The organism is Pseudomonas sp. NPDC090203, assembly GCF_044746765.1.
GTDB lineage: Bacteria > Pseudomonadota > Gammaproteobacteria > Pseudomonadales > Pseudomonadaceae > Aquipseudomonas > Aquipseudomonas putida_AD.
Genome location: NZ_JBIVCV010000007.1, coordinates 297337 through 323931 on the forward strand (window position 1 = coordinate 297337; position 26595 = coordinate 323931).

Here is a 26595-nt window from a genome sequence, read left to right on the forward strand (position 1 = left end):
CCCCCACGATTAAAGGAGACGACCGCATGCTGATGGTGATTTCCCCAGCAAAAACCCTCGATTTCGAGACCCCGCCGACCACCGAGCGCTTTACCCAGCCGCAATACCTGGACCATTCCCAGGAACTGATCACCCAACTGCGCGAGCTGACGCCCGCCCAGATCAGCGAGCTGATGCACCTCTCGGACAAACTGGCAGGGCTCAATGCCGCACGTTTCGGCAGCTGGACCCCGGCGTTCACCCCTGCCAACGCGAAGCAGGCACTGCTGGCGTTCAAGGGCGACGTCTACACCGGCCTTGCCGCCGAAACCCTCAGCGAGTCGAGCCTGGACTACGCCCAGCAGCACCTGCGCATGCTGTCCGGCCTCTATGGCCTGTTGCGCCCGCTGGACCTGATGCAGCCCTATCGCCTGGAGATGGGCACCAAACTGGCCAACGCCCGGGGCAAGGACCTGTATGCGTTCTGGGGCGAGCGCATCAGCGAATGGCTCAACGAAGCGCTGGCCGACCAGGGCGACGACGTGCTTCTCAACCTGGCCTCCAACGAGTACTTCTCGGCGGTCAAACGCTCGGCCCTCAAGGCCCGTGTGATCGACACCGAGTTCCGCGACCAGAAAAACGGCCAGTACAAGATCATCAGCTTCTACGCCAAGAAGGCCCGCGGGATGATGAGCCGCTTCGTGATCGACGAACGCATCGCCAACCCCGACCACCTCAAGCAGTTCGACGTGCAAGGCTATCGCTACGCCAGTGAACTGTCCAAGGCCGACAAACTGGTCTTCCTGCGCGATGAAGTAGACGCCTGACGGCGTGTCCTTCGCCGCTAGCGGGTTAGCGCACCTTTTTTGCCCAACCCGCACCGTAGCAGCACGGCTTGCCGGCGGGAGCGATTCTGAAAATGCTCCCGCCGGCAACCCGTGCTGCTACGGTTCGGTGTTGCTTCAGAATAAAAAAACCACCAACTAAGCCCTCAACTAAGTTCCTTGCCACCCGTTCGCGCAGACGAACGGCGCACTTCGTCAGACCTCTGACGCCAACAATCAGTCACCCTTCGGGTTCCCCACTTTTTTCTCAAAAAATTAACACGATTTTTTGATGGTGGCATTTTGGTTTTTCTCACTAATGGCACACTTACATGAGCCCCCTGTAAACCCTTTATAACTAAGGGCGAAACGGAAAATGCCATCAGAGTGCAACTACGCCGAAAATGAAAATGTTTTCAAGAAATCTCAAAATGAGGACGAAAGGTCAGGAACTTATGGGGAAGGCCCACGCTCCTACATCCCGTAACAATTCTCGTCCACCGTGTGAGACATCTCTTACATAACGACAGGACGGAATACGGAGTTAGGTTTCAACGTAGTTAGACCATCCGGTCAATTGGTACGGGCAAGGAGTGACCCGCCAAGCTAGTTGAACTAATGAGCAAGCACCGAAAGGGTGCCAGCAGTCACTGACGAGCAGGATGTTACTGAATCATGGCCAAAAGCCCTGAGCCAGAGGCGCGGCAGCGAATCGCCACCACCCGCTGGAGTGTTATGCCATATCCCAGATCGGGAACCTGCATACATATGTATGGGCTACCCGACGCTTGTAACCGGTAAAATTCGGGCCCTCCTGAACATCAGGTCGCCCCTGTTTAAATTCTGCCTGTGCTTGTGCCACGACATTAACTTGCCGTGCGGACGAGTGTGCGAAATTAGTTAGACAGTATTTATATCCAGCCAACTAATGGCGTAAAAATCGAGGAGATTACGATGCATATCAGCATCTTTGGTTTGGGCTATGTCGGTGCAGTATGTGCTGGTTGCCTCTCTGCGCGCGGTCATGATGTTGTCGGTGTGGATATCTCCAGCGCCAAGATCGACCTGATCAACCAGGGCAAGTCTCCAATCGTGGAACCGGGCCTGGGCGAGCTTCTGCAGAACGGTATCAAGACCGGCAAACTGCGCGGCACTACCGATTTTTCCGAAGCGATTCGCGCCACCGACCTGTCGATGATCTGCGTGGGCACGCCAAGCAAGAAGAACGGCGACCTGGAGCTGGATTTCATCGAGTCCGTCTGCCGTGAAATCGGCTTCGTCCTGCGTGAAAAAACCTCCCGTCACACCATCGTCGTGCGCAGCACCGTGCTGCCGGGTACCGTCGCCAACGTCGTCATCCCGATCCTGGAAGACTGCTCGGGCAAGAAGGCCGGCGTCGACTTCGGCGTTGCAGTCAACCCTGAGTTCCTGCGTGAAAGCACCGCGATCAAGGACTACGACCACCCACCGATGACCGTGATCGGCGAGTTCGACAAGGCCTCCGGTGACGTGCTGCAGTCGCTGTACGAAGAACTCGACGCACCGATCATCCGCAAGGACATCGCCGTCGCCGAGATGATCAAGTACACCTGCAACGTCTGGCACGCGACCAAGGTCACCTTCGCCAACGAAATCGGCAACATCGCCAAGGCGGTCGGCGTCGACGGTCGCGAAGTGATGGAAGTGGTCTGCCAGGACAAGGCCCTGAACCTGTCGCAGTACTACATGCGCCCAGGCTTCGCTTTCGGTGGTTCGTGCCTGCCCAAGGACGTTCGCGCCCTGACCTACCGCGCAAGCTCCCTGGACATCGAAGCGCCGCTGCTCAACTCGCTGATGCGCAGCAACGTGTCCCAGGTGCAGAACGCGTTCGACATCGTCGCCGCCAGCGACACCCGCAAGGTTGCCCTGCTGGGCCTGAGCTTCAAGGCCGGCACCGATGACCTGCGCGAAAGCCCGCTGGTCGAACTTGCCGAGATGCTGATCGGCAAGGGCTTCGACCTGAGCATCTACGACGCCAACGTCGAATACGCCCGTGTTCACGGCGCCAACAAGGACTACATCGAGTCCAAGATCCCTCACGTCTCGTCCCTGCTCAACTCGGACTTTGACGCAGTGGTCGACAACTCCGACGTGATCATCCTGGGCAACCGTGACGAGCGCTTCCGTGCACTGGCCAACAACGCGCCAGCGGGCAAGCGCGTCATCGATCTGGTCGGCTTCATGAAAGGCACCACCGACGAGAACGGCCGCACCGAAGGTATCTGCTGGTAAACCAGCCGCAAGCGGCAAGCTTCAAGCGACAAGTTCAAAGCCAGCTCCAGGTTGCAGGTCCATGGGTTTACCCATGGGCCCGCAGCTTGAAGCTCGCGGCTTGCAACTGATTTCACGGGATACGAACTATGCAAAGGCTCAAACACGGCTTTCTCCAGGCCGCCGGATGGCTGTTTTATTTAAGTTTGCTGGCCGCCATTGCCATGGCGTTGCCGGTCTCCCTGTTCGACTCGCAGTCGAAGGACTTTATTTTCCTCGTCGGTATCGTCGGTATCTGGCGTTACTCGATGGGCGCAACACACTTTGTGCGCGGCATGATCTTTCTCTACATCGTCTACCCGCACCTGCGCCGCAAGGTGCGCAAGCTGGGCAAGGCGTCCGATCCATCCCACGTGTTCCTGATGGTCACCAGCTTTCGTATCGACGCGCTGACCACCGCTCAGGTCTACAGCTCTGTGATTCGCGAGGCGATTGCCTGCGGCTACCCCACCACGATCGTCTGCTCGCTGGTGGAAATGTCCGACGAGTTGCTCATCAAGGCGCTGTGGGCCAAGGCCAACCCGCCCGAGCACGTGACCCTGGACTTCGTGCGCATCGCCGGTACCGGCAAGCGCGACGGCCTGGCCTTTGGCTTCCGTGCGATCTCCCGCCACATGCCCGATGACCGCGCCGTGGCGGCCGTGATCGACGGTGACACCGTGCTGGCCGAAGGCGTGGTGCGCAAGACCGTGCCGTGGTTCCAGCTGTTCCCCAACGTGGGCGGCCTGACCACCAACGAATTCTGCGAAGTGCGCGGCGGCTACATCATGAGCGAGTGGCACAAGCTGCGCTTCGCCCAGCGCCACATCAACATGTGCTCGATGGCCCTGTCCAAGCGCGTGCTGACCATGACCGGCCGCATGTCGGTGTTCCGCGCCACCGTGGTCACCGACCCGGACTTCATCGCCGACGTCGAGAACGACCAGCTCGAACACTGGCGTCTTGGCCGCTTCAAGTTCCTGACCGGCGACGACAAGTCCAGCTGGTTCAGCCTGATGCGCCTGGGCTACGACACTTTCTACGTGCCGGATGCGGCGATCAATACCGTCGAGCACCCGCCGGAGAAGAGCTTCGTCAAGGCCAGCCGCAAGCTGATGTACCGCTGGTACGGCAACAATCTGCGCCAGAACTCCCGCGCCCTGGGCCTGGGCGTGCGTCGCCTGGGTGTGTTCACCAGCATCGTGCTGTTCGACCAGCGCGTGTCGATGTGGACCTCGATCCTGGGCCTGACCGTGGCCATGCTCGCAGCCTTCAAATACGGCGTCGCCTTCCTGCTGGTGTACCTGCTGTGGATCGGCATCACGCGTCTGATTCTGACGCTGCTGCTGTCCTGCTCCGGCCACTCCATAGGCCCCGCGTACCCAGCGATTCTCTATTACAACCAGATCGTCGGCGCACTGATGAAGATTTACGTCTTCTTCCGCCTCGATCGTCAGTCCTGGACTCGCCAGGACACCAAACTGAGCCGCGACATGGCCAGCTTCCAGGGTTGGTTCAACACCTGGTCGTCTCGAACCATGACTTTCTCGGCTGGCAGCATCTTCGTTGCCGTGCTGCTGACAATGGTTTGACCGGGTCTCTAGACCGCGCCAATGGATCAACTCGATTAATCAGGAACAAAAGCCATGAATACCGCCGTCAATGCAAACGTCGTCCATGAATCCGAAGCCCAGCGCCAGCATGCCCGGATCAAGATTCCCGCCAAGCTGCGCCTGCTCAATGGCCAGCCGAACGCACCGCTGGTGCGGATCGAAGACCTGTCCGCAGGTGGCCTGAGCTACATCACCCCGGCCGGCGTGAAGCCCGTCTTGGGCGAAGTCATCAAGGGCCGCATGCAGTTCCTGATCGACAACCTGGGCCTGGCGATGGACGTCGAACTGCAAGTACGTGCGTTCGATCCTGCCAGCGGCCGCGTCGGTTGCCAGTTCCAGCACCTGGAAGCCCAGGACATCGCCACCCTGCGCCACCTCATCACCTCGCACCTGTCCGGTGAGATCGTCAGCATGGGCGAAGTGCTCGCCACCCTGCAGCGCGACAACTTCACCAAGGCGCGCAAGGTCAAGGACAACGGCGGTGGCATGAGCGCCTTCGGTCGCCTGCGTGCGGTCACCTTCAGCGCCGGTATCTTCGTGGTCGGCCTGGTGGCCTTCGGTTTCGTCGCCAAGTCGGTGTACGGCATGTACTTCGTCAGCCACTCCACTTCGGGCCTTGTCAGCGTGCCGAGCATGGACGTGACCATGCCTCGCGAAGGCACCGTGACCAGCCTGATCGGCCCGAACGGTGAAGTTGCCAAAGGCGCGCCACTGGCGACCTTCAACACCAGCATGCTGGACATGCTCAAGGGCAACCTGGACCCGGACGAAATGCAGCCGGCCAAGATCGAAGAGCTGTTCGGCCGCCAACTGGCCGGCACCATGACCAGCCCGTGTGATTGCATCGTCGCCAAGCAACTGGTGGCTGACGGTCAGTACGCCAGCAAAGGCCAGGTGATCTTCCAGCTGGTGCCGCGCAACGTCGCCGCCAACGTCGATGCACGCTTCACCTATCGCCAGTTCGCCGAAGTGCAGCCCGGTGCCCGCGTGAACTTCCAGATCGCCGGCGAAGACGCCACCCACAGCGGCCACATCGTCAGCTCCACCGCCCTGAGCCCGGCTGACCTGTCGTCCGATATCCGCGTGCAGATCAAGCCTGACGAGTCGATCAACAGCAACCTGGCCGGTCGTCCGGTGGAAGTGGTCAGCGATCGCGGCCCTTCCCTGAACTGGCTGATCGACAAAGCCACTGCTGCAGGTCTCTGAACATGACTGGCCCTCTACGAAGCGTATCCGCCCCGGCGTTGCTGGGCTTGGCCATCGCCTTGGGACTGGGCGGGTGCGGTATCAATCTGCCCGACCAGCGCCTGGCCAACGAAGCCCTCAAGCGCGGCGACACCACGCTGGCCGAACAGAACTATCGCCAGCTGGCTGATATGGGTTACAGCGACGCACAGGTTGGCCTGGCCGATATCCAGGTCGGCACCCGCGACCCGGAACTCATCAAGCAGGCCGAGGCGACTTACCGCGCCGCCGCCCAGACCTCGCCACGGGCGCAATCGCGCCTGGGCAAGCTGCTGGCGGTCAAGCCCAACTCCACCGAGGCCGAGCAGCGCGAAGCCGAGGGCCTGTTGCAGAAGGCGTTCGCCAATGGCGAAGCCGGCACGCTGATTCCACTGGCGATGCTTTACCTGCAATACCCGCACACGTTCCCCAACGTGAATGCACAGCAGAAGATCAACGACTGGCGCGCCCAGGGTTACCCGGAAGCGGGCCTGGCCCAGGTGCTGCTGTATCGCACCCAGGGCACCTACGACCAGCATCTGGGTGAAGTCGAAAGCATCTGCAAACAGGCGCTGCGCACCAACGACGTCTGCTACATGGAGCTGGCCACCGTCTATCAGAAGCGCGGCGAAGCCGACAAGCAGGCCGAGCTGCTCAAGCAGATGGAAAGCGGCTATGCCACCGGCAGCGTGCCGGCCATGCGTGTCGACACCGTCGCCCGTGTGCTGGCCGATTCGACCCTCGGCAAGCCCGACGAGAAGACCGCCCAGCAGTTGCTGGAGAAAGTCGCGCCTGGCTACCCGGCGTCCTGGGTGAGCCTTGCGCAGTTGCTCTACGACTATCCCGAACTGGGTGACGTCAACAAGATGATGGAGTACCTGGACAACGGCCGTGCCGCTGACCAGCCCCGCGCCGAACTGTTGCTCGGCAAGGTCTACTACGAAGGCAAGCTGGTGCTGCCGGACGCGAAGAAAGCCGAGGAGCACCTGCTCAAGGCCGCCCCGACGCAGATTTCCGCGCACTACTACCTGGGCCAGTTGTACCGCCGTGGCTACCTGGGCAACCCCGATCCGCAGAAAGCGGTGAACGAACTGCTGACCTCCGCACGCGGTGGCCAGAACAGCGCCGACTACGCCCTGGCGCAGTTGTTCTCCCAGGGCAAGGGCATCAAGCCTGATCCGGTCAACGCCTGGGTCTTCGGCCAGCTCGCACAGGCCCAGGGCACTCCGCAGGCAGCGGATCTTGCCCAGCAACTCAATGATCAACTGCCGCCCGAGAAACGCGCCCAGGCCCAGAGCCTGCTGCAACGCGAACAGCAGGTGCGTGGCACCACGGCGCAAAACGCCCTGGCTATGCAGGCCCTGCAAGAAGAAAAAGACGGCGAGGACGCACCCCTATGAAGCTTAAGTTGAACCCTCTGATGGCGGCCGGACTGGGTCTGGGTTTCACCCTGATCTGGGCCACGCCAACCCTCGCTGCCCTGACTGACAGCCAGAACTTCGGCATCGAAGTCAAAGCCACCGGCCAGATGGAAGACGACCGTGACCTGGGCACCCGTGGTGGTGGCGACGTCAACGGTGTAGGCCTGGACCTGCGCCCTTGGATGTACGGCGAGTGGGGCAACTGGAGCGGTTACGCGATGGGCCAAGTGGTGACCGCCACTGACACCATCCAGACCGACCCGCTGGACCAGCAGGCCACCGACGCCAACGGCCAGACCACCCAGCGCGTACGCAAGACCTCCAGCAGCCGTGAAGTGGATGACAGCTACGCGGCCCTGCGTGAATTCTGGATCGGCTACAGCGGCTTCACGCCCTACCCCGGCGAGATTCTGAAACTCGGTCGCCAGCGCCTGCGCAACGATGACGGCCAGTGGCACGACACCAACATCGAAGCGCTGAACTGGACCTTCGACACCACCTTGCTCAAGGCCGAAGTCGGCGCCGCCCAGCGCTTCAGCGAATACCGCACTGACCTCACCGAACTGTCGGCCCAGGACAAGGATCGCCAGCACGTCTTTGGCGATGTGGAATACCAGTGGACGCCAGGCCAGTGGGCCGGCATCCGCGCGCACCACAGCCACGACGGCGGCAGCCTGAAACATCAGGGCGAGGCTATCGACGATCTGGACAAGACCACTCGTGGCGACCTGACCTGGCTCGGTCTTCAGGCCAACAGCGATGCCTACAACTACCGCAACCTGAATACCGTGAACTACTGGGGCAGCCTGACCTGGCTGACCGGTAACCGCGACCAGATCGGCTCGGCCTATGACGCGACCACCGACCAGTTCCTGGCCGGCCAGAAAGACAGCAGCCACGTCAGCGGCTGGGCCACCGACCTGGGCCTGCGGTTCCGTCTCGATCCGCAATGGCAAGTCGGCGGCGCCTATTCGCGTGCCAGCAAGAACTACGAGCAGAACGGCCTTGAGAGCAACCGCTCGAACTGGACCGGTACCCGCTCGCGCGTGCATCGCTTCGGTGAAGCCTTCCAGGGCGAAATGGCCAACGTGGAATCCGGCTCGCTGTTCGCCTCCTGGCAGATGCAGGAGGACTACGACGCCTCGCTGATCTACCACAAGTTCCGCCGCGTGGACGGCCACGCCGGCATCGGTGGCGCAGGCGTCAACCCGGCCAGCGAAAGCGTGGATGCCGATGGCGTCTCCACCTTCACCTCGCTGCCGATGGAAGACGGCAACAAGGACCTGGGTCAGGAGATGGACCTGGTGGTCACCAAGTACTTCAAGCAGGGCCTGCTGCCCGCTTCGGTGAGCCAGTCCTTCGACGAGCCTTCGGCGCTGATTCGCCTGCGCGCAGGCGTGTTCAAACCCGGCGATGCGTACGGCAGCGGTGTGGACACCTACATGCACCGCGCCATCGTCGACGTCATCTGGCGCTTCTGATGACGACCAAGGCTCACACCACCCCCGTAGCAGCGCGGCTTGCCGGCGGGGACGTCCGCAAGATCGCTACCGCCGGCAAGCCGTGCTGCTACGGGTGCGTGCGCTTAGAGGTCGGTATTCAGGTTGATGAGAGTGCAATGACATGAACAGCCATATAAACAATGTGCGCCACAGGGCCTGGCCCCACGCGCTGCTGGAAAGCGCGTTGCTCAGCAGCGCCCTGCTGCTGGCCAGCCCCTGGGCCATGGCCAACACCGCTCCGGCGGCGCCCGCTGCGGCCGCGCAACCGGCGGCTGGCGAGGACGTCGTCAAGGGCCTGCATCAGGCCAAGACCTACACCATCACCAGCCCACCCGTTGAGCCGCTGATGATGGACAAGCCCAAGCTGCCGGACCTGTCGGGCTACACCCAGCAGGCGATGCAGAAGAAGATCGTGCGCAGCAAGGCGGGCAAGGTTTCGATCCGCCGCATGATGCAGGAAGACGCGCTGAAGGAATTCATCGGCGGCGACAACAAGATGGCCGAATGGGTTGCGCGTCAGCACGGCATCCCGCAGGCGATCTTCGTCGATGACGGCTACATGAACCTGCAGGAACTCGCCAAAAAGGTGCCCAAACAGTACCTGAGCGAAACCTCGCCGGGCGTGTATCTGGCGCGTCTGCCGATCGTGGTCGGCAAGAAAGGCATCCTGGAAGTCGACAAGACCACCCGCGAACTGCGCCTGTCCCAGGAAGCCGGTGCGTTTCTGGTCAATGACAACCAGCTGTTCATGGCCGACACCCGGCTCACCGGCTGGAGCGAGAAAACCAACGGCCCGTCGCTGTACAAGACGCCGAAGGAATTTCGTCCGTTCCTGCTGTCCTGGGGCGGCAGCCAGACCTACATGTTCAACACCAAGGTGGCGAGCCTGGGGTACAACAACAGCAAGTCGTACGGGCTGAGTATTTCCCAGTACACGCCGAACATGAAGGCGCAGATGAACCGTCCGGACCCGACCGGCTGGATCGTCAACTCCGAGTTCTCGGACATGTGGTACGGCTACTACTGCTATGAAACCCGGGGCTTCGTGGTCAAGGGCAACACCTACCGCGACAACATCGTCTACGGCATCGACCCGCACGACCGTTCCCACGGCCTGATCATCGCCGAGAACACCGTCTACGGGACCAGGAAGAAGCACGGGATCATCATCTCCCGTGAGGTGAACGACAGCTTCATCATCAACAACAAGAGCTTCGAGAACCACCTCTCCGGCGTCGTCCTGGACCGTAACAGCGTCAACAACCTGGTGGCCTACAACGAGATCTACCGCAACCACACCGACGGCATCACCTTGTATGAAAGTGCCGACAACCTGCTGTGGGGCAACCGTGTGTTCGCCAACAAGCGCCACGGCATCCGCGTTCGCAACAGCACCAACATCAAGCTGTACGAGAACCTGGCGGTGGGCAATGGCCTGATGGGCGTCTACGGCCACATCAAGGACCTCTCCGACACCGACCGCGACATCAAGCTCGACCCGTTCGACGCCGAAGTGTCGCTGATCATGGTCGGCGGCGAGCTGACCTCCAACGGTTCGGGCCCGCTGTCCATCGACTCGCCACTGAGTGTCGAGCTGTACAAGGTGTCGATGCTGGCACCGACCAAGAGCAGCGGGATCAGCTTCAACGGTGTACTGGGCGAGCGCCAGGACGAGATCCTCGACCTGCTGGTGCGCCAACAGAAAGCCGTGTTGATCGACCCGGTTGAAAGCCAGAAACAACTCCGGGACTGAGGAAGATATTTCTATGCACGCACATTTGATCAAACTGCTCAGCCTTTCCGGCCTCACCGCAGCGGCTACATTGGTGATGCTGGCTGCAAGCAATGCAGCCTACGCCGCCGATGCCGCGACGCCGAACTTCACCGCCGAGCCTTGCTGCAGCCTCTGCCCGGAAGCCCATGACGAGAAGAACTACGTCAGCCGCTACCAGCAGAACTTCACCACGCTGGTACAGGCCCAGGGCGACTGGCTGTTCCGTACTCGCGAGGACTTGCGCACCGAGTTCGACACCACCCCCGAAGGCTACCGTCGCATGCAAGAGCTGCACGATGCGTTCAAGAGCAAGGGTGTAGAACTGGTGGTGGTCTATCAACCGACCCGCGGCCTGGTCGATCGCAACAAGCTGTTCCCGGCCGAGCGCGACAAGTTCGACTACAACACGGCCCTGCGCAACTACCAGGCCATGCTCGGCCGCTTCGCGAAGATGGGCTACACCGTGCCTGACCTTTCGCCTCTGACCAACGAGCAGCAGGCCCACGATTTCTACTTCCGCGGCGACCAGCACTGGACCCCGTACGGCGCCCAGCGCACCGCGAAGATCGTGGCCGACTCGGTGCACAAGATGGCGGCCTTCAAGGACATTCCCAAGCGCGAATTCGAGACCCACCTGTCAGGTCGCATGGGCAAGAAGGGCACTCTGCACAACATGGCCGGTCAATTGTGCGGCACCAGCTACGCCATCCAGTACATGGATCAGTTCGAGACCGAACCTAAAGGCGAAGCGGGCGACGGCGACCTGTTCGGCGATTCCGGCAACCCGGAAATCACCCTGGTCGGTACCAGTCACAGTGGCAAGAACTACAACTTCGCAGGCTTCCTGCAGGAGTACATCGGCGCCGACGTGCTGAACGTCGCCTTCCCCGGCGGCGGCCTTGAAGGTTCGATGCTGCAGTACCTGGGCAGCGACGACTTCCAGCAGCATCCGCCGAAGATTCTCATCTGGGAATTCTCGCCGCTCTACCGCCTGGACCAGGAGACCATCTACCGCCAGATGATGTCGCTGCTGGACAACGGCTGCGAAGGCAAACCGGCGCTGATGAGCACCAAGACCACCCTCAAGCCAGGCACCAACGAACTGTTGGTCAACGGCAAAAACGGCATCAAGGATGTGCGCAACGGCAGCAACCAGATCGACATCAAGTTCGCCGACACCTCGGTGAAAACCCTTCAGGCGCGCCTCTGGTACATGAACGGCCGCCACGAAGACCTGAAGATCGAAAAACCTGAAACATCCGAAACCGACGGGCGCTTCTCCTTCGAACTGCGCGACGACAAGGACTGGGCTGACCAGCAATTGCTCGCACTGGAAGTGCAGGGCCCTGAAGCAGGCACTGCGCCGCAGGAAGTCGAAGCGAAAGTATGCAAACGCAACGTGTTCCCGAATGTCGCGCATCAAACCGCGCAAGCCGGGTTATGAGGCTCATATGCACACTCCAAAACTGATGCTCCCAACCCTTCTGTCGCTGGCGGTGCTGTCTGCATCGACGTTCGCCACCAGCGCCAGTGCCGCCTCGACCCTCGTACCGCCCCAGGGCTATTACGAGGGTGTCGAGAAATTCAAGACCGGCGAGAACAAGTTCTCCTGTGACGCCACGCCCCAGCCCTACACCGGCTCGCTGCAGTTTCGCAGCAAGTACGAGGGTTCGGACAAGGCCCGCGCAACGCTGAACGTGGCCTCGGAAAAAGCCTTCCGTGACACCACCAAGGACATCACCACCATGGAGCGCAACACCAGCAAGGTGGTGATGCAGTACATGCGCGACGGTCGTCCCGAGCAACTGGATTGCGCGCTGGGCATGCTCACCACCTGGGCAAAAGCCGATGCATTGGAATCCAAGGACTTCAACCACACCGGCAAGTCGATGCGCAAATGGGCGCTGGGCAGCATGTCGTCGTCCTATCTGCGCCTGAAGTTCTCCGATTCGCACCCGCTGGCCACCCGTGGCCAGGACGCGCAGGTGATCGAGGCCTGGTTCAGCAAACTGGCCGATCAGGTGGTCAGCGACTGGAGCAACCTGCCGCTGGACAAGATCAACAACCACTCCTACTGGGCTGCCTGGTCGGTGATGTCCACCGCCGTGGCGACCAACCGCCGCGACCTGTTCGACTGGTCGGTGAAGGAGTTCAAGGTCGCGGCCAACCAGGTCGACCCGCAGGGCTTCTTGCCTAACGAGCTCAAGCGCAAGCAACGCGCGCTGGCGTACCACAACTACGCCCTGCCGCCGCTGGCGATGATCGCCAGTTTCGCCCAGGCCAACGGTGTCGATCTGCGTCCTGAAAACAACGGCGCACTCAAGCGACTGGGTGACCGGGTGCTGGCAGGCGTGCAGAACTCGGGCAGCGAATTCCAGGCGCGTGACGGCCAGCAGCAAGACATGACGGATCTGAAAACCGACATGAAATTCGCCTGGCTCGAACCCTACTGCTCGCTCTACGACTGCGGCCCTGACGTGCTCGAGCGCAAGCACAAGATGCAGCCGTTCAAGAACTTCCGCCTGGGCGGCGACATGACCCGCACCTATGACCCTTCTCACGAGAAAGGCGAGAAAGGCGGTTCGTAGAAACACGACTCACACCTGTAGGAGCGCGCTTGCCCGCGATTGCGACCTGCCACGCGACACATTGACGTCGGATGTACCGGCCTCATCGCGGGCAAGCGCGCTCCTACAGGGACGGCGTTGGCAATGAGATGTTTGTTTCACCCCTCCGATTTTTCATGGGGGGTTTGGGGGGGCTTTGGCCCTTGATGTTGGACAACTGGAGAGATAAGGATGGTTTTCTCATCCAACGTGTTCCTGTTCCTGTTCTTGCCGGTGTTCCTCGGCTTGTACTACGTGAGCGGAAACCGCTACCGCAACCTGTTGCTGCTGGTGGCCAGCTACGTGTTCTACGCGTGGTGGCGAGTGGACTTCCTGGCACTGTTCGCAGCCGTGACACTGTGGAACTACTGGATCGGCCTGCGCGTAGGCGCCGCCGGGGTCCGGACCAAACCCGCACAGCGTTGGCTGCTGCTGGGTGTGGCGGTCGACCTGTGCATCCTGGGCTACTTCAAGTACGCCAACTTCGGCGTGGACAGCCTCAACGCGATCATGACCTCGTTCGGTCTTGAGCCGTTCATCCTGACCCACGTGCTGTTGCCGATCGGTATCTCGTTCTACATCTTCGAGTCCATCAGCTACATCATCGACGTCTACCGTGGCGATACGCCGGCGACCCGCAACCTCATCGACTTCGCGGCGTTCGTGGCGATCTTCCCGCACCTCATTGCAGGTCCGGTACTGCGCTTCCGCGACCTGGTCGACCAATTCAACAACCGCACCCACACGCTGGACAAGTTCAGCGAAGGCTGCACGCGGTTCATGCAGGGTTTCATCAAGAAAGTCTTCATTGCCGACACCCTGGCCGTGGTGGCCGACCACTGCTTCGCGCTGCAGAACCCGACCACGGGCGATGCCTGGCTTGGCGCACTGGCCTACACCGCGCAGCTGTATTTCGACTTCTCCGGTTACAGCGACATGGCCATCGGCCTGGGCCTGATGATGGGTTTCCGCTTCATGGAAAACTTCAAGCAGCCTTACGTCAGCCAGTCGATCACCGAGTTCTGGCGTCGCTGGCACATCAGCCTCTCCACCTGGCTGCGTGACTACCTGTACATCACCCTGGGCGGCAACCGCGGCGGCAAGGTCGCGACCTACCGCAACCTGTTCCTGACCATGCTGCTGGGCGGCCTGTGGCACGGCGCCAACATCACCTACATCGTCTGGGGTGCCTGGCACGGTGTGTGGCTGGCGATTGAAAAGGCGCTGGGCATCAACACCGCGCCCAAGACGTTCAACGTGGTGCGCTGGGCCTTCACCTTCCTGCTGGTAGTGATGGGCTGGGTGATCTTCCGCGCCGAGAACCTGCACGTTGCCGCCCGCATGTACGGCGCAATGTTCAGCTTCAGCGAATGGCAGCTGTCGGACCTCAACCGCGCCAGCCTCACCGGCCTGCAGGTTGCGACCCTGATCGTGGCCTACATCACCCTGGCGTTCTTTGGCCTGCGTGATTTCTACCGCAATCGTGCACCGGAGAAACCTAAAGGTGACACGCCGGCTCAAACCGACGGCCCTGCTTCGGCAGTGCCTGGCTTGATCAAGGCCGTACCGGGTGACAAGCCGGGCAGCATTCATCAGCCGGGCTACATCGTCGGTACCGATGCACAGGTGCAGCCTGCCTACTGGACCGCCGACTGGTCGCGCTACGCCATGCGCGCCCTGATCCTGCTGATGTTCGTGGCCTCGATTCTCAAACTCTCGGCGGCCAGCTTCTCGCCGTTCCTGTACTTCCAGTTCTGAGGAACCTGACATGACCCGTTCATTACGCTTCCTCTACATCTTCCTGTTCCTGGCCATCCTGCTGGCACTGGGCCTGTGGTCGCTGCGCAGCTTCGTCGGCTTCTCGACGTCCAAGGAAACCACGGTGCTCAACGGTCACTGGACCAAGGCCGTGGAAACCCACTACGACGACGAGTTCCCGATCAAGCGCCTGGGCACCAACCTCTGGGCAGCGCTGGACTACAAGGTCTTCAACGAAGGCCGTCCGGGCGTGATCCTGGGCAAGGACCAGTGGCTGTACACCGACGAAGAGTTCGACGCGGTAGCCAACGGCGAGCAGAACGAAGCGGACAACCTGGCGCTGATCCAGGGCGTGCGCGACACCCTCAAGGCCCACGGCACGCAACTGGTGCTGGCCATCGTTCCGGCCAAGACCCGTCTGTACCCGGAACACCTCGGCGACACCAAGCCGTCCGCGCTGCACACCGACCTGTACCAGCAGTTCCACGCCCAGGTGAATCAGGCCGGCATCTTCGCCCCTGACCTGCTGGCGCCGCTGCAAAGCGCCAAGGACAAGGGCCAGGTGTTCCTGCGCACTGATACCCACTGGACGCCGATGGGCGCCGAAGTCGTGGCACAGCAACTGGGCGAGGCGATCTCCAAACAGACCCCGCTGAGCGGCGACCCACAGACCTTCGTCACCGAAGCCAAATCCAGCGCGCCGTACAAGGGCGACCTGACCAACTTCCTGCCGCTCGATCCGCTGTTCAGCAACCTGCTGCCCAAGCCGGACGATCTGCAACAGCGCAGCACCAACCCGGCGCAATCCGAGGGTGACGGTGGCGATGCGTTGTTCGCCGACAACTCGGTGGCAGTCGGCCTGGTCGGCACCAGCTACAGCGCCAACCCCAACTGGAACTTTGCCGGCGCCCTGAAACAGGCCTTGCACAGCGACGTGGTGAATTACGCCGAAGACGGCCATGGCCCGATCCTGCCGATGCTCAAGTATCTGCAGACCGACGCCTTCAAGAGCAGCCCGCCGCAGGTGCTCATCTGGGAATTCCCGGAGCGCTACCTGCCCGCTCACAACGACCTGACCGAGTTCGATCCGCAGTGGATCGCCGAACTCAAGAAGGCTCGTGACCCACAACAAAATCTGGCTCAAAACGCCAACAACGAATCGCCCAACCGGGCGCAAAACTGAGAGGAATCCTCACATGACTATGCAGACCACCACTCACATGCCTACCCGTTCCACTAAGTCCGGCCTGCTGAAAACCTGCGTCCTGGCCGCAAGCCTGGGCTTCGTCTCCCTCTCCGCCTTCGCCGGTGGCGACGCTGCCCTGTACGGCCCGACCGCACCGAAAGGCTCGACCTTCGTGCGTGTCTACAACGCCAGCAACGCCGAAATCAGCGCAAGCGTGGGCAACACCAGCCTCAACGAAATCGGCCCGCTGGCCAGCAGTGATTTCAGCTTCATGCCTCAGGGCGACTACAGCGCCAAGATCGGCAGCAACACCCTGCCGGTGAAACTGGCGAGCGATCACTACTACACCATCGTCAACAACACCTCCGGCGCACCGCAACTGGTTGAAGAGCCGCCGTTCAAGAACAAGCAGAAGTCCCTGGTGCGCGTGCAGAACCTGAGCGACAAGCCCCTGACCCTGAAAACCGCCGACGGCAAGACCGCCGTGGTCGATTCGGTCAAAGCCAAGGGCACCGGTGAGCGTGAAATCAACCCGGTCAAGGTCAGCTTCGCGCTGTTCGACGGCGACAAGAAAGTCAGCGACCTGAAGCCAGTGGCGCTGGAGCGCGGTGAAGCCGCAGTGCTGTACGTCACCGGCAACGGCAGCAACCTGTCGCCAGTCTGGGTCAAGCGCCCGACTTCGACGCAGTAATACCGAGAACACCGCCTTCGGCTTTTGATTCTGGCCGAAGGCCGTAGGAGCGCGCTTGCCCGCGATTGAGATGGACCAGACACATCAATGTCGCAGACAAAACGCCTTCGCGGGCAAGCGCGCTCCTACAGGCTCCCAACAACTAGAAAAACCCGAAACGACAGACATAACCGACGTATAGCCCAAACAAACGCTATCGAAATTTTGGAGAAACAAAATGATTCCAGTGATCTTGTCAGGTGGCAGCGGTTCCCGACTCTGGCCTCTTTCGCGTAAACAGTTTCCGAAACAGTTCCTGGCACTGACCGGCGAACACACGCTCTTCCAGCAGACCCTCGAGCGTCTGCAGTTCGAAGGCATGCAGCACCCGGTCGTGGTGTGCAACAAGGACCACCGTTTCATCGTCGGCGAGCAACTGGACGGCCTGGGCCTGGACACCCAGGCGATCATCATGGAGCCGTTCGGTCGCAACACCGCACCTGCCGTGGCGATCACCGCCATGATGCTGGCCAACGAAGGCCGTGACGAGTTGATGCTGGTACTGCCGGCCGACCACGTCATCGATGACCAGAAATCCCTGCAACGCGCACTGGCCCTGGCCACCGTTGCCGCCGAGCGTGGCGAAATGGTGCTGTTCGGCATCCCGGCCACCAAGCCTGAAACCGGCTACGGCTACATCAAGTCCACCGCCGACGCCCTGCTGCCAGAAGGCGTTAGCCGCGTCGCACAATTCGTCGAGAAGCCCGACGAAAAACGCGCCCAGGAATTCGTCGAGGCCGGCGGTTACTACTGGAACAGCGGCATGTTCCTGTTCCGCGCCAGCCGCTACCTCGAAGAGCTGAAAAAGCACGATCCGGACATCTACGACAACTGCCTGCTGACCCTTGAGCGCAGCAAGCACGACGGTGACAACATCGAGCTGGACCAGGCCAGTTTCGCCTGCTGCCCGGACAACTCCATCGACTACGCAGTCATGGAAAAAACCCAGCGCGCCTGCGTGGTGCCGCTCGATGCGGGCTGGAGCGATGTCGGCTGCTGGTCGTCGCTGTGGGAAGTGCATGACAAGGACGATAACGGCAACGTCACCAAAGGCGACGTGGTCATCCAGGACAGCCGCAACTGCATGATTCAGGGCAACGGCAAACTGGTCACCGTGATCGGCCTGGACAACATCGTGGTGGTCGAGACCAAGGACGCCATGATGATCGCCCACAAGGACAAGGTTCAGGGCGTCAAGCAGATGGTCAACACCCTCAACGAGCAGGGCCGCAGCGAAACCCAGAACCACCTGGAAGTCTATCGCCCGTGGGGCTCGTACGACTCGGTGGACATGGGCGGCCGCTTCCAGGTCAAGCGCATCTCGGTCAAGCCGGGCGCGAGCCTGTCGTTGCAGATGCACCACCACCGCGCCGAACACTGGATCGTGGTGTCGGGTACCGCTCAGGTCACCTGCGACGAAAACGTGTTCCTGCTGACCGAAAACCAGTCGACCTACATCCCGATCGCCTCGGTTCACCGCCTGCGCAACCCGGGCAAGATCCCGCTGGAAATCATCGAAGTGCAGTCCGGCAGCTACCTGGGCGAAGACGACATCGAGCGTTTCGAAGACGTTTACGGCCGTTCCACCCCTGGCATCGAAGCAGGTGTGAGAACCCAGACCATCGCGCGTTGATGTTCTTGTAACACCCTTTGCAACGCCCCAGCCCGCCTCCTGCGTATCCCCATCCGCAGAAGGTGGGCCGGGGCTTTTTTTTGCCCCACCCTCCCGTAGCAGCACGGCCCCTCGATACCCGGCCCACCTTTCGGTAGGATGCTTCTATCTGCATTCGCGAGACCGAACACATGATCATCGGCGCCGTACTGATCCTCACCTGGCTGGTCCTGCTGCTGCGCTACCCGGCCAAGGCGTTGCCGGTTTCCCTGGCGGCAGCGGTCTGCCTGGCCATCGTGGCCGGTATCGTGGTCTGGCAGGACAAACGCGACGCCCAGCGTCTGGAGCGTTTGCAGTTGCGCATCAGCTACGCGCCGCAACAATGCCCGGTCGGCCGCCCCCTGCTGGTGCTGATCGATAACGGCAACGACGTCCCCCTGCAGGAACTGCGCTGGAAAGTCGCCGCCTACGCAGCCGGCGACACCGTGAACCTGGCCGACGACACCTACACCGCCCCACGCTACCGTGGCCCGGGTGAACTGCTGCCCGGCAGCCAGTGGCAGGATTGCCTCCCGCTGCCGCCGCTGCGCAACGGCTATCGCGCGCAGACCCTGGAGTTTCGTGCCGAGCGCCTGCAAGGCACTTTCTCCGGCTGAGCCCTCTCATTGTTCAAGGAACGAATCCCATGCCCGTCGTATTGATTACCGGTTGCTCCAGCGGCATCGGCCGCGCCATGGCTGACACCTTCAAGGCTGCGGGCTATGAGGTCTGGGCGACAGCGCGCAAGCCGGCGGATGTCCAGATGCTGGCCGCTGCCGGCTTCACCGCCGTGCAAGTGGACGTCAACGACAGCGCTGCCCTCGCCCGCCTGACCGAGCAACTGGAAGCACATGGCAAAGGGCTGGACGTACTGATCAACAACGCCGGCTACGGCGGCATCGGCCCGCTGCTCGACGGCGGTGTGGAGGCCATGCGCAGGCAGTTCGAGACCAACGTGTTTTCCATCGTCGGCGTCACCCGCGCGCTGTTTGGTCTGCTTCGTAAAAACAAGGGGCTAGTGGTCAACATCGGCAGCGTGTCCGGGGTGCTGGTCACGCCGTTCGGCGGCGCCTACTGCGCATCGAAAGCCGCCGTGGGGGCCATGAGCGACGCCCTGCGCATGGAGCTTGCGCCATTCGGCATAAGGGTCATGGAAGTGCAGCCCGGCGCCATCGACACCCAGTTCGCGAAAAACGCCAGCCATGAAGCCGAACAGGTCATCCAGGAAGGCTCACCCTGGTGGCCCCTGCGCGAAGGCATCCGCGCCCGCGCCAACGCCTCGCAAACCAACCCCACTCCCGCCAGCGACTTCGCCCGCGACGTGCTCGCCGCAGTCAGCAAGCCCAACCCGCCGCGCCTGCTGCGCTCCGGCAACGGTAGCCGGGCACTGCCGCTGATGGCACGCCTGCTGCCCAAGGCCGTGCTGGAACGGATTCTGAGCAAGCGTTTCAAGCTTCAAGGCCCTCTTTGAGAAGCAATCCCACCCGGCGAATCAGGGTATCTAGGCTGACGCCGAATACCCATGAACTTGAAGAAACGGGCTACAGAAAATAGCCCGCCATGATCCGATACTTCCTTCAGTCGCCCTGAAAACGGGCTTATCCAAAAGGCCTCTCCGTGAGGCTGGCAACTGTCAAGGAAGACACCATGAAATCTCCTCCTCCACCTGCCGATAAAAGCGCTCGTGCCGCCGAACCCGAGGCATCGACCCGGCAACTCGAACCTGAACTCAGCGACGCGGAACTGAACCAGCTCACCGATGAGATGATCGCCCTCATCGATGACGTCTACGACCCGGCGCTTCTGGACCCTGTGCAATACATCCACGGTGCGATACGCAAGCTGATCGATCGCTCCACGACACCCCCGGCCCTCAAGGAACAGATCAACGCCACCACCCAAATCTCGGTCAGCTTTCGTCAGCGTCATTCCAATCTGGGCCTGACGGGAAGCGGCACGGTCACATCGCGACGGGAGCGCAAGAGTTTCCCGCTCGACGAGATCGTCACCGATGCCTACCAAAAGGATCTTGCTGCATTCACCGATGTAGAGATCAACTGGCCCAAAAACTACCCGCCGGACCTGACGAAGGCCCTTGAGTCGGCAAACCTGCAGACGAGCTATCAGGCCAGCGTGCGCACCCGGCTCGGCACGCCCAACGCGAAGTTCCTGCTCACACTGCAGGCCAGGGCAGAGGTCCGCCAGCGACTGGAACGGTTCGCCAGGCGGGCTGGCATCAGCGCAGCTCATAAGAAACTGGCCAATGCATATGGCGGCAGCGCAACGGTTCTGGAGCTGGTGCGTTACCAGTCCCGCCACACCCGCGTGGACGTGACGCAATGCCTGCAACTGCGCTGGCAGAATGACCGCTCAGCCGACAGCCTGATGATATTCCTTGGTGCCGATGAAGCCGACGCAGTCGTGCCATTGCCCGCCGAGTTCATCAGTCATTACCACTTCGTCACCACATCGCCGAAACTGCGTCGTCTGGTTCTGCAGCGCATGCCTCTTTACCAGCAGATCAAGCCAGGCCACGACCAACTCAGATTCGTCAGTGTGTCGGGCAACCGCAGCTTTGCGGAGTTGCCGCCCCTGTGGTTCTACAAGGTAAACGAGCCCTTCGAGGCGCTCCACGCGCTGCGGATCCAGCGGATGCTCTCGGATATCGACACGCTGGTGTCCACCGACAGCGAACGGTTGACCGACCAATTGCTGACGGTCGGCGTGTTCATGCTTCAGGCACTCTCCCTCGCCGCCACGCTCCCCTTGACCGGCGGAACACACGTGGCGGCACGTATGTTGGTGTCCTTTCTGCTGGGCCAGACCTCAGCGGCGCTGCAAGTGGTACGAGGCGCTCAAGCCGACACGCCCCAGGAAGCCGCAGAACATTACGATACGGCCCTGCTGGCGGCCCTTGTGGAAATAGTCGGGCCGCTGGCCCGCAAGCTTCTGGGCAAGAGTTATTCCCTGGTGTCACAACATCAGGTGGCCAGCAAGGTACTCGCGCAGCTCAAGCACCTGCGCCCTTACCCCTTCCACCCCTTGAAGGCGCTCAATAAAACCTGAGGCTAGCGTTCAACCGGCAGCATCAACACATGATTACTGCGGATTGACGATCACCGTGCAGGTAATCCCCGCGGCCAGCACCAGGCTGTCCGGGACGTTATCCAGATGGATGCGTACCGGTACGCGCTGGGCCAGGCGCACCCAGTTGAAGGTCGGGTTGACGTCGGCGATCAGTTCGCGGCTTTCCGGGTTGTCGCGGTCGTAGATGGCCCGGGCGATGCTCTCGACGTGGCCTTTCATCACTTCGCCGCTCATCAACTGCATGTCCGCCGGGTCGCCGATCTTGACGTGGGGCAGCTTGGTTTCTTCGAAGAAGCCGTAGACCCAGAACGAGTTGCGGTCCACCACAGCCATCTTCGCCTCACCGATGCGCGCATAGTCGCCGCGATGCACATTGAGGTTGGTGACGTAGCCATCCACCGCCGCCAGCACCTTGGTGCGTTGCAGGTTCAACTGCGCCGCTTCCAGTTGCGCCACCGCCAGTTGGTAATCCGCCTGGGCCGAGTTGGCAACGTTGGAGGCGTCTTCGCGGTTTTCCGCGGAAATCACCAGCGCGTCCATGTCCTTGCGGCGCGCCGCGTTGACCTTGCGCATCTCCCAGGTGGCCTTGCGTGAAGCCACCATCGCCTCGGCCTGCTTGACCGCCAACTGGTAATGCTCGGGGTCAATCTGCATCAGCAGGTCGCCCTTTTTCACCGGCTGGTTGTCCTTGACCGGCACATCGACCACCACGCCGCTGACATCGGCCGCCACGTTGATCACGTCCGCGCGCACACGCCCGTCACGGGTCCAGGGGGTGTCCATGTAGTGAATCCACAGCAGTCGGCCGATCCAGATGGCCAGGGCCAGGATCAACAATGTGGCGATCAGGCTGAAAAGCTTTTTCATCTTTGAACCATGCACCTCAATGGTAAACAGTGAGCGCCATCGCGCCGAAAATGCAGCTGAACAGGCTCAGACGCAGCAGCGCCGGATGCCAGAAGAAACGGTACAGATCGAACCCGGACATGAAGCGGTCCAGGGCCCAGGCGAGCACCATGGCCACCAGGAACATGACGGTCACGGTGGGCATGTAAACGCCGTGGAAGGCGATTTCACGAGGCATGGGGAAGTCCTTGCGCGGCTTGGGCCGGCGCGTAGGCGGCCAGTGGCGATTGCGGGTCGAGCAGGCAGGTGCGGATGAAGTGCAGGTAGCTCTTGACCCGCCGCAGTGCCGAGGTATCGAAGTGCGGGGCGAACGGCTCGTCGGTGTTCTGCACGCAGATGATCGCGTGGTCCACCGCGTACAGGCTGCGCGCCAGGTTGTGGCGATCGGGAGCTATGAACAGCCGTACCAGCGAACGGCCCATCGCGCGGATCGCCTGGCGCCAGGCCTGGGATTCGGCGTAGCTTGGGTGCACCGGTAAGGCGTCCTGCTCGCGGCGCAGTTCGATGATCGCGTGGCCGATCTCCTGCACCACGAACATCCAGCGCAACAGGTTGCGCTGCACCTCGGGTTTGCCAGCGGCCAACCCGTAGGCCTGATGCATGATGTCGCGGGTGCGGCTCTCGAAATTCGAACGGATGCCCTTGAGCGGCGCGCTGATGGCGAAACTCACCTGCTGGCGCAGATCACCCTCCAGCCTGCGCCAGAACCAGCGGCTGTTGGGCGGCATGATGATCGCCCCCGCCGCCGCGCACAGCAGCATGCCGATGACCATGGCGATGTAGTCGTTGATGAAGCTGTAGGGGTTGTAGACGGTCAGGTTGTCCGGCGCCGAACCGATGCTGAAAAAGATCAGCAGCCCCAGCCCGACGCCCACCCACTGCGGCCTCGTGGTCAGGAACGCGCCGAAGGCGAACACCGGCGCCAGCACCATGCACAACAGCGGAAAACCGTCGATCTGTGGGAACACGAAAAAGGTTTCGAAGAAGCCCAAGAGTGCGCCCAAGGCCGTGCCGCAACCCATCTGAAACGCCATTCGGCGCGGGTTAGGCGTGGTGGCCGACAGGGCGATGGTCGCCGCCGACACCAGGGTCATGGTCGCGCCACTGGGCCAGGCAGTGGCGACCCAATACGCCGACATCACGCCCAGAATCACCGTGGCGCGCAGGCCCGAGGCCAGCGACAGCATCCAGTTGGTGGTGTTGACGAACGGCTCGACCCACTTCTCCCGCTCGTGGCTGTGATCGGCCAGCGAGGCGTGGGTTTGCGCGTAATCGTGCATGTCGTCGACGAAGCGGTAGAGCAGCTCGAAGGCGGTGTGAAAATCCAGCAACTCGTCGTCAGTCGGGTCGGTCTTGACGAACTCGGCGCGCAGGCTGCGAACCTGGCTCGGCAGCTCGCTCTTGTAGACGCTCAGGCGCGCGGCGAGCGAGGCGGCATCGGCATCGGTCAGGGCGCGTCCGGCGAAGTGTTCGAGCAATTCGGCAAGGGTTCGCAGGCCGGGTTCGATGGCCTGTATCGCTGGTGTCTCGCCGCGACGTCGCAGACGCTCAAGCAACTGATGCAATGCGTTGAAGCGCGTGGTGATGCTCATGAATTCGCTGTTCAAGCGGTTCAGGCGGCCGTTGCGCCGACGCATGTGCGGGTCTTCGAAAACCGTGACCGCGCGCAGGCCTTCCAGCCCCACGGCATCGGCAATGAAACGCACGTTGCTGGCCTCGGTCGCTGCCGGGTCAGTCTCGCCGCGCAGCCCGCTGACCACGAATCGCGCAAAAACGCCGAAGCGCTGATACAGCGCATTACGCATGGCGGCGCCCGAGCTTTGGGGCAGGATCGCGGCAGTGACCAGGGTCGAGCAGACGATCCCCAGGGAAATCTCCAGCACCCGCCACATGGCCGCCATGAACGCGGTTTCCGGATGGGCCAGGGCTGGCAGGCCAGTCATCGCCGCGGTGTAGCCGGCGAGCACGAAACCGTAGGCGCGAAAGTTGCGATAGCGCGCAGCCCCCGCGCAGCAGAAGCCGACCCAGATCGCCAGGCTGCCCAGGAACAGTTCGCTGTTCTGGGCGAACAACGCCATCAGGGTGACCATCACCACGGAGCCCGCCAGGGTGCCCAACAGGCGATAGAAACTCTTGGCGAACACATGCCCGCTCTGCGGCTGCATGACGATGAACACGGTAATCATCGCCGTGCGCGGTTGCGGCAGTTCCAGGCGCATCGCGACCCAGTAGGTCAGGAATGCCGCGAGCAGCACCTTGGCGATGTAGATCCACGTCACCCCGTCGCTGCGCGCCCAACCATTGAGCTCACGGCGCCATTCCAGGGATTTGAACCAGGTCAGGACCATTTCAGTTCAGGACCTGTGTTGGCAGGCAGATCGCAGTCGCGGGCAAGCGCGCTCCTACTGGCGGCCACGCTCCGCTGTGGGAGCGGGCTTGCCCGCGAAGGGGCCGGTATGACGGGCACACAATCATCTGCCTCACCGCCCCAACGCGTTCAACAACGCCGGGGTTTTCGGCGCGGCGATCTTGTCTGCGGCAGGCGAATCATTGCCCGCCATCAACCCACCACCCAACGCCACCACCAGCTCGGCGTGCACGGTCAGGCGTGCGGCCTGGACCTGCTGCTGCACCTGCTCCTGATGAAACAGCAGGGTCTGCGCGTTCAGCACATTGAGGTAATCCGTCAGCCCGCGCTGGTACGCAACCATGGCGATGTCATAGGTTTTCTGCGCTGCGGCCACCGACTGGTCGGCGAACACCTGCTGCTTGTTCATCGACTCACGACGAATCAACTGATCGGAAATGCTCTTGAGCGCGGTCACCAGGGTTTCGTTGTATTGCGCCACCGCCGCGTCATAACCGGCCGAGGCCACACCCAGTTCAGAGCGCAGACGGCCACCGTCGAAGATCGGCAGGCTGATGGCCGGGCCGACGCTGTAGTTGAATTTCTTGCCGGTCAGGAATTCCAGCATGCCGCCACCGGTGGCCATGTAACCCAGGCTGCCCATCAAGTCCACGTTGGGATAGAACCCGGCGTGGGCGACGTCGATGCCCCGTGCCTGTGCGGCCACGCGCCAGCGGCTGGCGACCACGTCCGGACGCTGGCCGAGCAGTTGCGCCGGCAACGCCGATGGCAGCTTGAGTGCTGTCTTCAACGACAGGCCCGGACGCTGGATCGAGGCGCCTTCACCCGGCCCTTTCCCTGCGAGCGCAGCGATCTGGTTGCGGCTCAGGGCGATGGCTTCATCCAGGGAGTCGATCTGGCGATGGGTTTCCGGCAGCGGCGTTTCCGCCTGGCTGACTTCGAAATGGGTGCCGATGCCGCCTTTGAGGCGACGCTGCGCCAGTTCCAGAATCTGTTGCTGCTGGGCCAGGGTCGCCTCGACGATGTCGCGCTGGGCGTAGTTCAACGACAGCTGGATGTAGGCACGTACGATGTTGTCCTGCAATTCCAGTTGCGCCTGGCGCTCCTGGGCCGCGCTCATGTGCGCCAGGTCCAGCGCCTGCTCGGTGTTGTTGCTTTCCCGGCCCCACAGGTCCAGGGAATAGCTCAGGCCGATGGAGGCGTTGTTGTCCCAGGTGCTGGTGTTGGACAGCTCGCCCGGGCCGTAGAACTGGTCGGTAGGCCAGTTATGCCGCTTGAGCGTGCTGTCGCCGTTGATGTGCAGGGATTCGGCAGACTCGGCAATCCCGGCCATGGCCTTGGCCTGCCGCACGCGGGCAGCGGCCATCGCCAGGCTCGGGCTGCCCAGGGCTGCGAGGTCGATCCAGTGGTTGAGCTGATCGTCGCCATAGGCGCGCCACCATTGGGCATCTGGCCAGTGGGCGTCCTTGGCGGCCTCCTTGATCGCCTCGTCCGTCGCCAGCGAATCAGGCGACATCGAGGTGTCTTGGGGGGCGATTCCGCCGGTTCCAATGCAGCCGCTGATGAGTAACGTTAAAGCCCAGACACTGAGGGGCTTGAGCCCTCTGAGGATGCGACGCGGCACAGCTGCAATTACCCGAATGGAGGAGGAATGATTCGAGCCGCGATTCTAGGATG

Annotated in this window: 20 protein-coding genes; 16 read left to right on the top strand and 4 right to left on the bottom strand. The window is 61.9% G+C overall.

The window, feature by feature from the left end:
• The first annotated feature begins 26 nt into the window (after positions 1 to 26).
• From yaaA to ACIPO9_RS14925, 16 genes are all read left to right on the top strand, one after another.
• Complete coding sequence (yaaA, locus tag ACIPO9_RS14850) at positions 27 to 806, top strand: peroxide stress protein YaaA (RefSeq protein ID WP_400781692.1); 780 nt, start codon at positions 27 to 29, stop codon at positions 804 to 806.
• Positions 807 to 1757: 951 nt separating this feature from the next.
• Positions 1758 to 3074, top strand: coding sequence for a nucleotide sugar dehydrogenase (locus tag ACIPO9_RS14855; RefSeq protein ID WP_274135483.1), 1317 nt, complete (start codon positions 1758 to 1760; stop codon positions 3072 to 3074).
• Between the two features lie 128 nt (positions 3075 to 3202).
• Positions 3203 to 4684 (top strand): mannuronan synthase, encoded by a 1482-nt coding sequence (gene alg8, locus ACIPO9_RS14860; RefSeq protein WP_274135482.1) that lies wholly within the window; start codon positions 3203 to 3205, stop codon positions 4682 to 4684.
• Positions 4685 to 4738: 54 nt separating this feature from the next.
• Positions 4739 to 5911, top strand: a complete 1173-nt coding sequence (locus ACIPO9_RS14865) for a PilZ domain-containing protein (RefSeq protein WP_400781695.1) — start codon at positions 4739 to 4741, stop codon at positions 5909 to 5911.
• 2 nt (positions 5912 to 5913) lie between these two features.
• Positions 5914 to 7329: an alginate biosynthesis TPR repeat lipoprotein AlgK gene (gene algK, locus ACIPO9_RS14870; protein ID WP_274135479.1), complete on the top strand. Its 1416-nt coding sequence runs from the start codon at positions 5914 to 5916 to the stop codon at positions 7327 to 7329.
• Positions 7326 to 8831: an alginate export family protein gene (locus ACIPO9_RS14875; RefSeq protein ID WP_274135478.1), complete on the top strand. Its 1506-nt coding sequence runs from the start codon at positions 7326 to 7328 to the stop codon at positions 8829 to 8831. The genes algK and ACIPO9_RS14875 overlap by 4 nt, the downstream gene beginning before the upstream one ends.
• Before the next feature lie 142 nt (positions 8832 to 8973).
• The gene (gene algG / locus ACIPO9_RS14880) at positions 8974 to 10605 is read left to right on the top strand and encodes a mannuronan 5-epimerase AlgG (RefSeq protein WP_400781697.1); all 1632 of its coding nucleotides are present in this window, start codon (positions 8974 to 8976) and stop codon (positions 10603 to 10605) included.
• Positions 10606 to 10618: 13 nt separating this feature from the next.
• Positions 10619 to 12070, top strand: coding sequence for an alginate O-acetyltransferase (locus ACIPO9_RS14885; RefSeq protein ID WP_274135476.1), 1452 nt, complete (start codon positions 10619 to 10621; stop codon positions 12068 to 12070).
• Positions 12071 to 12077: 7 nt separating this feature from the next.
• Positions 12078 to 13214, top strand: a complete 1137-nt coding sequence (locus tag ACIPO9_RS14890; RefSeq protein ID WP_274135475.1) for a mannuronate-specific alginate lyase — start codon at positions 12078 to 12080, stop codon at positions 13212 to 13214.
• Between the two features lie 210 nt (positions 13215 to 13424).
• Positions 13425 to 14990 (top strand): MBOAT family O-acyltransferase, encoded by a 1566-nt coding sequence (locus tag ACIPO9_RS14895; RefSeq protein ID WP_400604902.1) that lies wholly within the window; start codon positions 13425 to 13427, stop codon positions 14988 to 14990.
• A gap of 10 nt (positions 14991 to 15000) precedes the next feature.
• Positions 15001 to 16173 (top strand): alginate O-acetyltransferase, encoded by a 1173-nt coding sequence (locus ACIPO9_RS14900; protein ID WP_400781701.1) that lies wholly within the window; start codon positions 15001 to 15003, stop codon positions 16171 to 16173.
• Between the two features lie 37 nt (positions 16174 to 16210).
• Positions 16211 to 16867 carry an alginate O-acetyltransferase AlgF gene (locus tag ACIPO9_RS14905; RefSeq protein WP_400781796.1) on the top strand — a complete coding sequence of 219 codons (657 nt, stop codon included), beginning with the start codon at positions 16211 to 16213 and terminating at the stop codon, positions 16865 to 16867.
• Between the two features lie 217 nt (positions 16868 to 17084).
• Complete coding sequence (locus tag ACIPO9_RS14910; RefSeq protein ID WP_274135471.1) at positions 17085 to 18539, top strand: mannose-1-phosphate guanylyltransferase/mannose-6-phosphate isomerase; 1455 nt, start codon at positions 17085 to 17087, stop codon at positions 18537 to 18539.
• Between the two features lie 170 nt (positions 18540 to 18709).
• Positions 18710 to 19174 (top strand): multidrug transporter, encoded by a 465-nt coding sequence (locus ACIPO9_RS14915; RefSeq protein WP_400604906.1) that lies wholly within the window; start codon positions 18710 to 18712, stop codon positions 19172 to 19174.
• Positions 19175 to 19203: 29 nt separating this feature from the next.
• The gene (locus tag ACIPO9_RS14920) at positions 19204 to 20028 is read left to right on the top strand and encodes an SDR family oxidoreductase (protein WP_400781704.1); all 825 of its coding nucleotides are present in this window, start codon (positions 19204 to 19206) and stop codon (positions 20026 to 20028) included.
• Positions 20029 to 20204: 176 nt separating this feature from the next.
• Positions 20205 to 21623, top strand: a complete 1419-nt coding sequence (locus ACIPO9_RS14925) for a hypothetical protein (RefSeq protein WP_400781707.1) — start codon at positions 20205 to 20207, stop codon at positions 21621 to 21623.
• Between the two features lie 33 nt (positions 21624 to 21656).
• On the opposite strand, the gene ACIPO9_RS14930 is transcribed toward ACIPO9_RS14925, so the two are convergent.
• The 4 genes from ACIPO9_RS14930 to ACIPO9_RS14945 all read right to left on the bottom strand — a co-directional run bounded on the left by ACIPO9_RS14930 (position 21657) and on the right by ACIPO9_RS14945 (position 26542).
• The gene (locus ACIPO9_RS14930; RefSeq protein WP_400781709.1) at positions 21657 to 22511 is read right to left on the bottom strand and encodes an efflux RND transporter periplasmic adaptor subunit; all 855 of its coding nucleotides are present in this window, start codon (positions 22509 to 22511) and stop codon (positions 21657 to 21659) included.
• Between the two features lie 16 nt (positions 22512 to 22527).
• A complete protein-coding gene (locus ACIPO9_RS14935; RefSeq protein WP_400604914.1) occupies positions 22528 to 22728 on the bottom strand; it encodes a DUF1656 domain-containing protein in 201 nt (66 codons plus the stop codon).
• Entirely contained in the window at positions 22718 to 24898 is a 2181-nt protein-coding gene (locus tag ACIPO9_RS14940) for an FUSC family protein (RefSeq protein ID WP_400781712.1), read from the bottom strand. The genes ACIPO9_RS14935 and ACIPO9_RS14940 overlap by 11 nt, the downstream gene beginning before the upstream one ends.
• A gap of 132 nt (positions 24899 to 25030) precedes the next feature.
• The gene (locus tag ACIPO9_RS14945; RefSeq protein ID WP_400781715.1) at positions 25031 to 26542 is read right to left on the bottom strand and encodes an efflux transporter outer membrane subunit; all 1512 of its coding nucleotides are present in this window, start codon (positions 26540 to 26542) and stop codon (positions 25031 to 25033) included.
• Positions 26543 to 26595 lie beyond the last annotated feature (53 nt).

Bases quoted from the DNA above. Each gene is read 5' to 3' on its own strand.
- yaaA (WP_400781692.1), top strand. From the start codon at position 27: ATGCTGATGGTGATTTCCCCAGCAAAAACCCTCGATTTCGAGACCCCG.
- ACIPO9_RS14855 (WP_274135483.1), top strand. From the start codon at position 1,758: ATGCATATCAGCATCTTTGGTTTGGGCTATGTCGGTGCAGTATGTGCT.
- alg8 (WP_274135482.1), top strand. From the start codon at position 3,203: ATGCAAAGGCTCAAACACGGCTTTCTCCAGGCCGCCGGATGGCTGTTT.
- ACIPO9_RS14865 (WP_400781695.1), top strand. From the start codon at position 4,739: ATGAATACCGCCGTCAATGCAAACGTCGTCCATGAATCCGAAGCCCAG.
- algK (WP_274135479.1), top strand. From the start codon at position 5,914: ATGACTGGCCCTCTACGAAGCGTATCCGCCCCGGCGTTGCTGGGCTTG.
- ACIPO9_RS14875 (WP_274135478.1), top strand. From the start codon at position 7,326: ATGAAGCTTAAGTTGAACCCTCTGATGGCGGCCGGACTGGGTCTGGGT.
- algG (WP_400781697.1), top strand. From the start codon at position 8,974: ATGAACAGCCATATAAACAATGTGCGCCACAGGGCCTGGCCCCACGCG.
- ACIPO9_RS14885 (WP_274135476.1), top strand. From the start codon at position 10,619: ATGCACGCACATTTGATCAAACTGCTCAGCCTTTCCGGCCTCACCGCA.
- ACIPO9_RS14890 (WP_274135475.1), top strand. From the start codon at position 12,078: ATGCACACTCCAAAACTGATGCTCCCAACCCTTCTGTCGCTGGCGGTG.
- ACIPO9_RS14895 (WP_400604902.1), top strand. From the start codon at position 13,425: ATGGTTTTCTCATCCAACGTGTTCCTGTTCCTGTTCTTGCCGGTGTTC.
- ACIPO9_RS14900 (WP_400781701.1), top strand. From the start codon at position 15,001: ATGACCCGTTCATTACGCTTCCTCTACATCTTCCTGTTCCTGGCCATC.
- ACIPO9_RS14905 (WP_400781796.1), top strand. From the start codon at position 16,211: ATGCCTACCCGTTCCACTAAGTCCGGCCTGCTGAAAACCTGCGTCCTG.
- ACIPO9_RS14910 (WP_274135471.1), top strand. From the start codon at position 17,085: ATGATTCCAGTGATCTTGTCAGGTGGCAGCGGTTCCCGACTCTGGCCT.
- ACIPO9_RS14915 (WP_400604906.1), top strand. From the start codon at position 18,710: ATGATCATCGGCGCCGTACTGATCCTCACCTGGCTGGTCCTGCTGCTG.
- ACIPO9_RS14920 (WP_400781704.1), top strand. From the start codon at position 19,204: ATGCCCGTCGTATTGATTACCGGTTGCTCCAGCGGCATCGGCCGCGCC.
- ACIPO9_RS14925 (WP_400781707.1), top strand. From the start codon at position 20,205: ATGAAATCTCCTCCTCCACCTGCCGATAAAAGCGCTCGTGCCGCCGAA.
- ACIPO9_RS14930 (WP_400781709.1), bottom strand. From the start codon at position 22,511: ATGAAAAAGCTTTTCAGCCTGATCGCCACATTGTTGATCCTGGCCCTG.
- ACIPO9_RS14935 (WP_400604914.1), bottom strand. From the start codon at position 22,728: ATGCCTCGTGAAATCGCCTTCCACGGCGTTTACATGCCCACCGTGACC.
- ACIPO9_RS14940 (WP_400781712.1), bottom strand. From the start codon at position 24,898: ATGGTCCTGACCTGGTTCAAATCCCTGGAATGGCGCCGTGAGCTCAAT.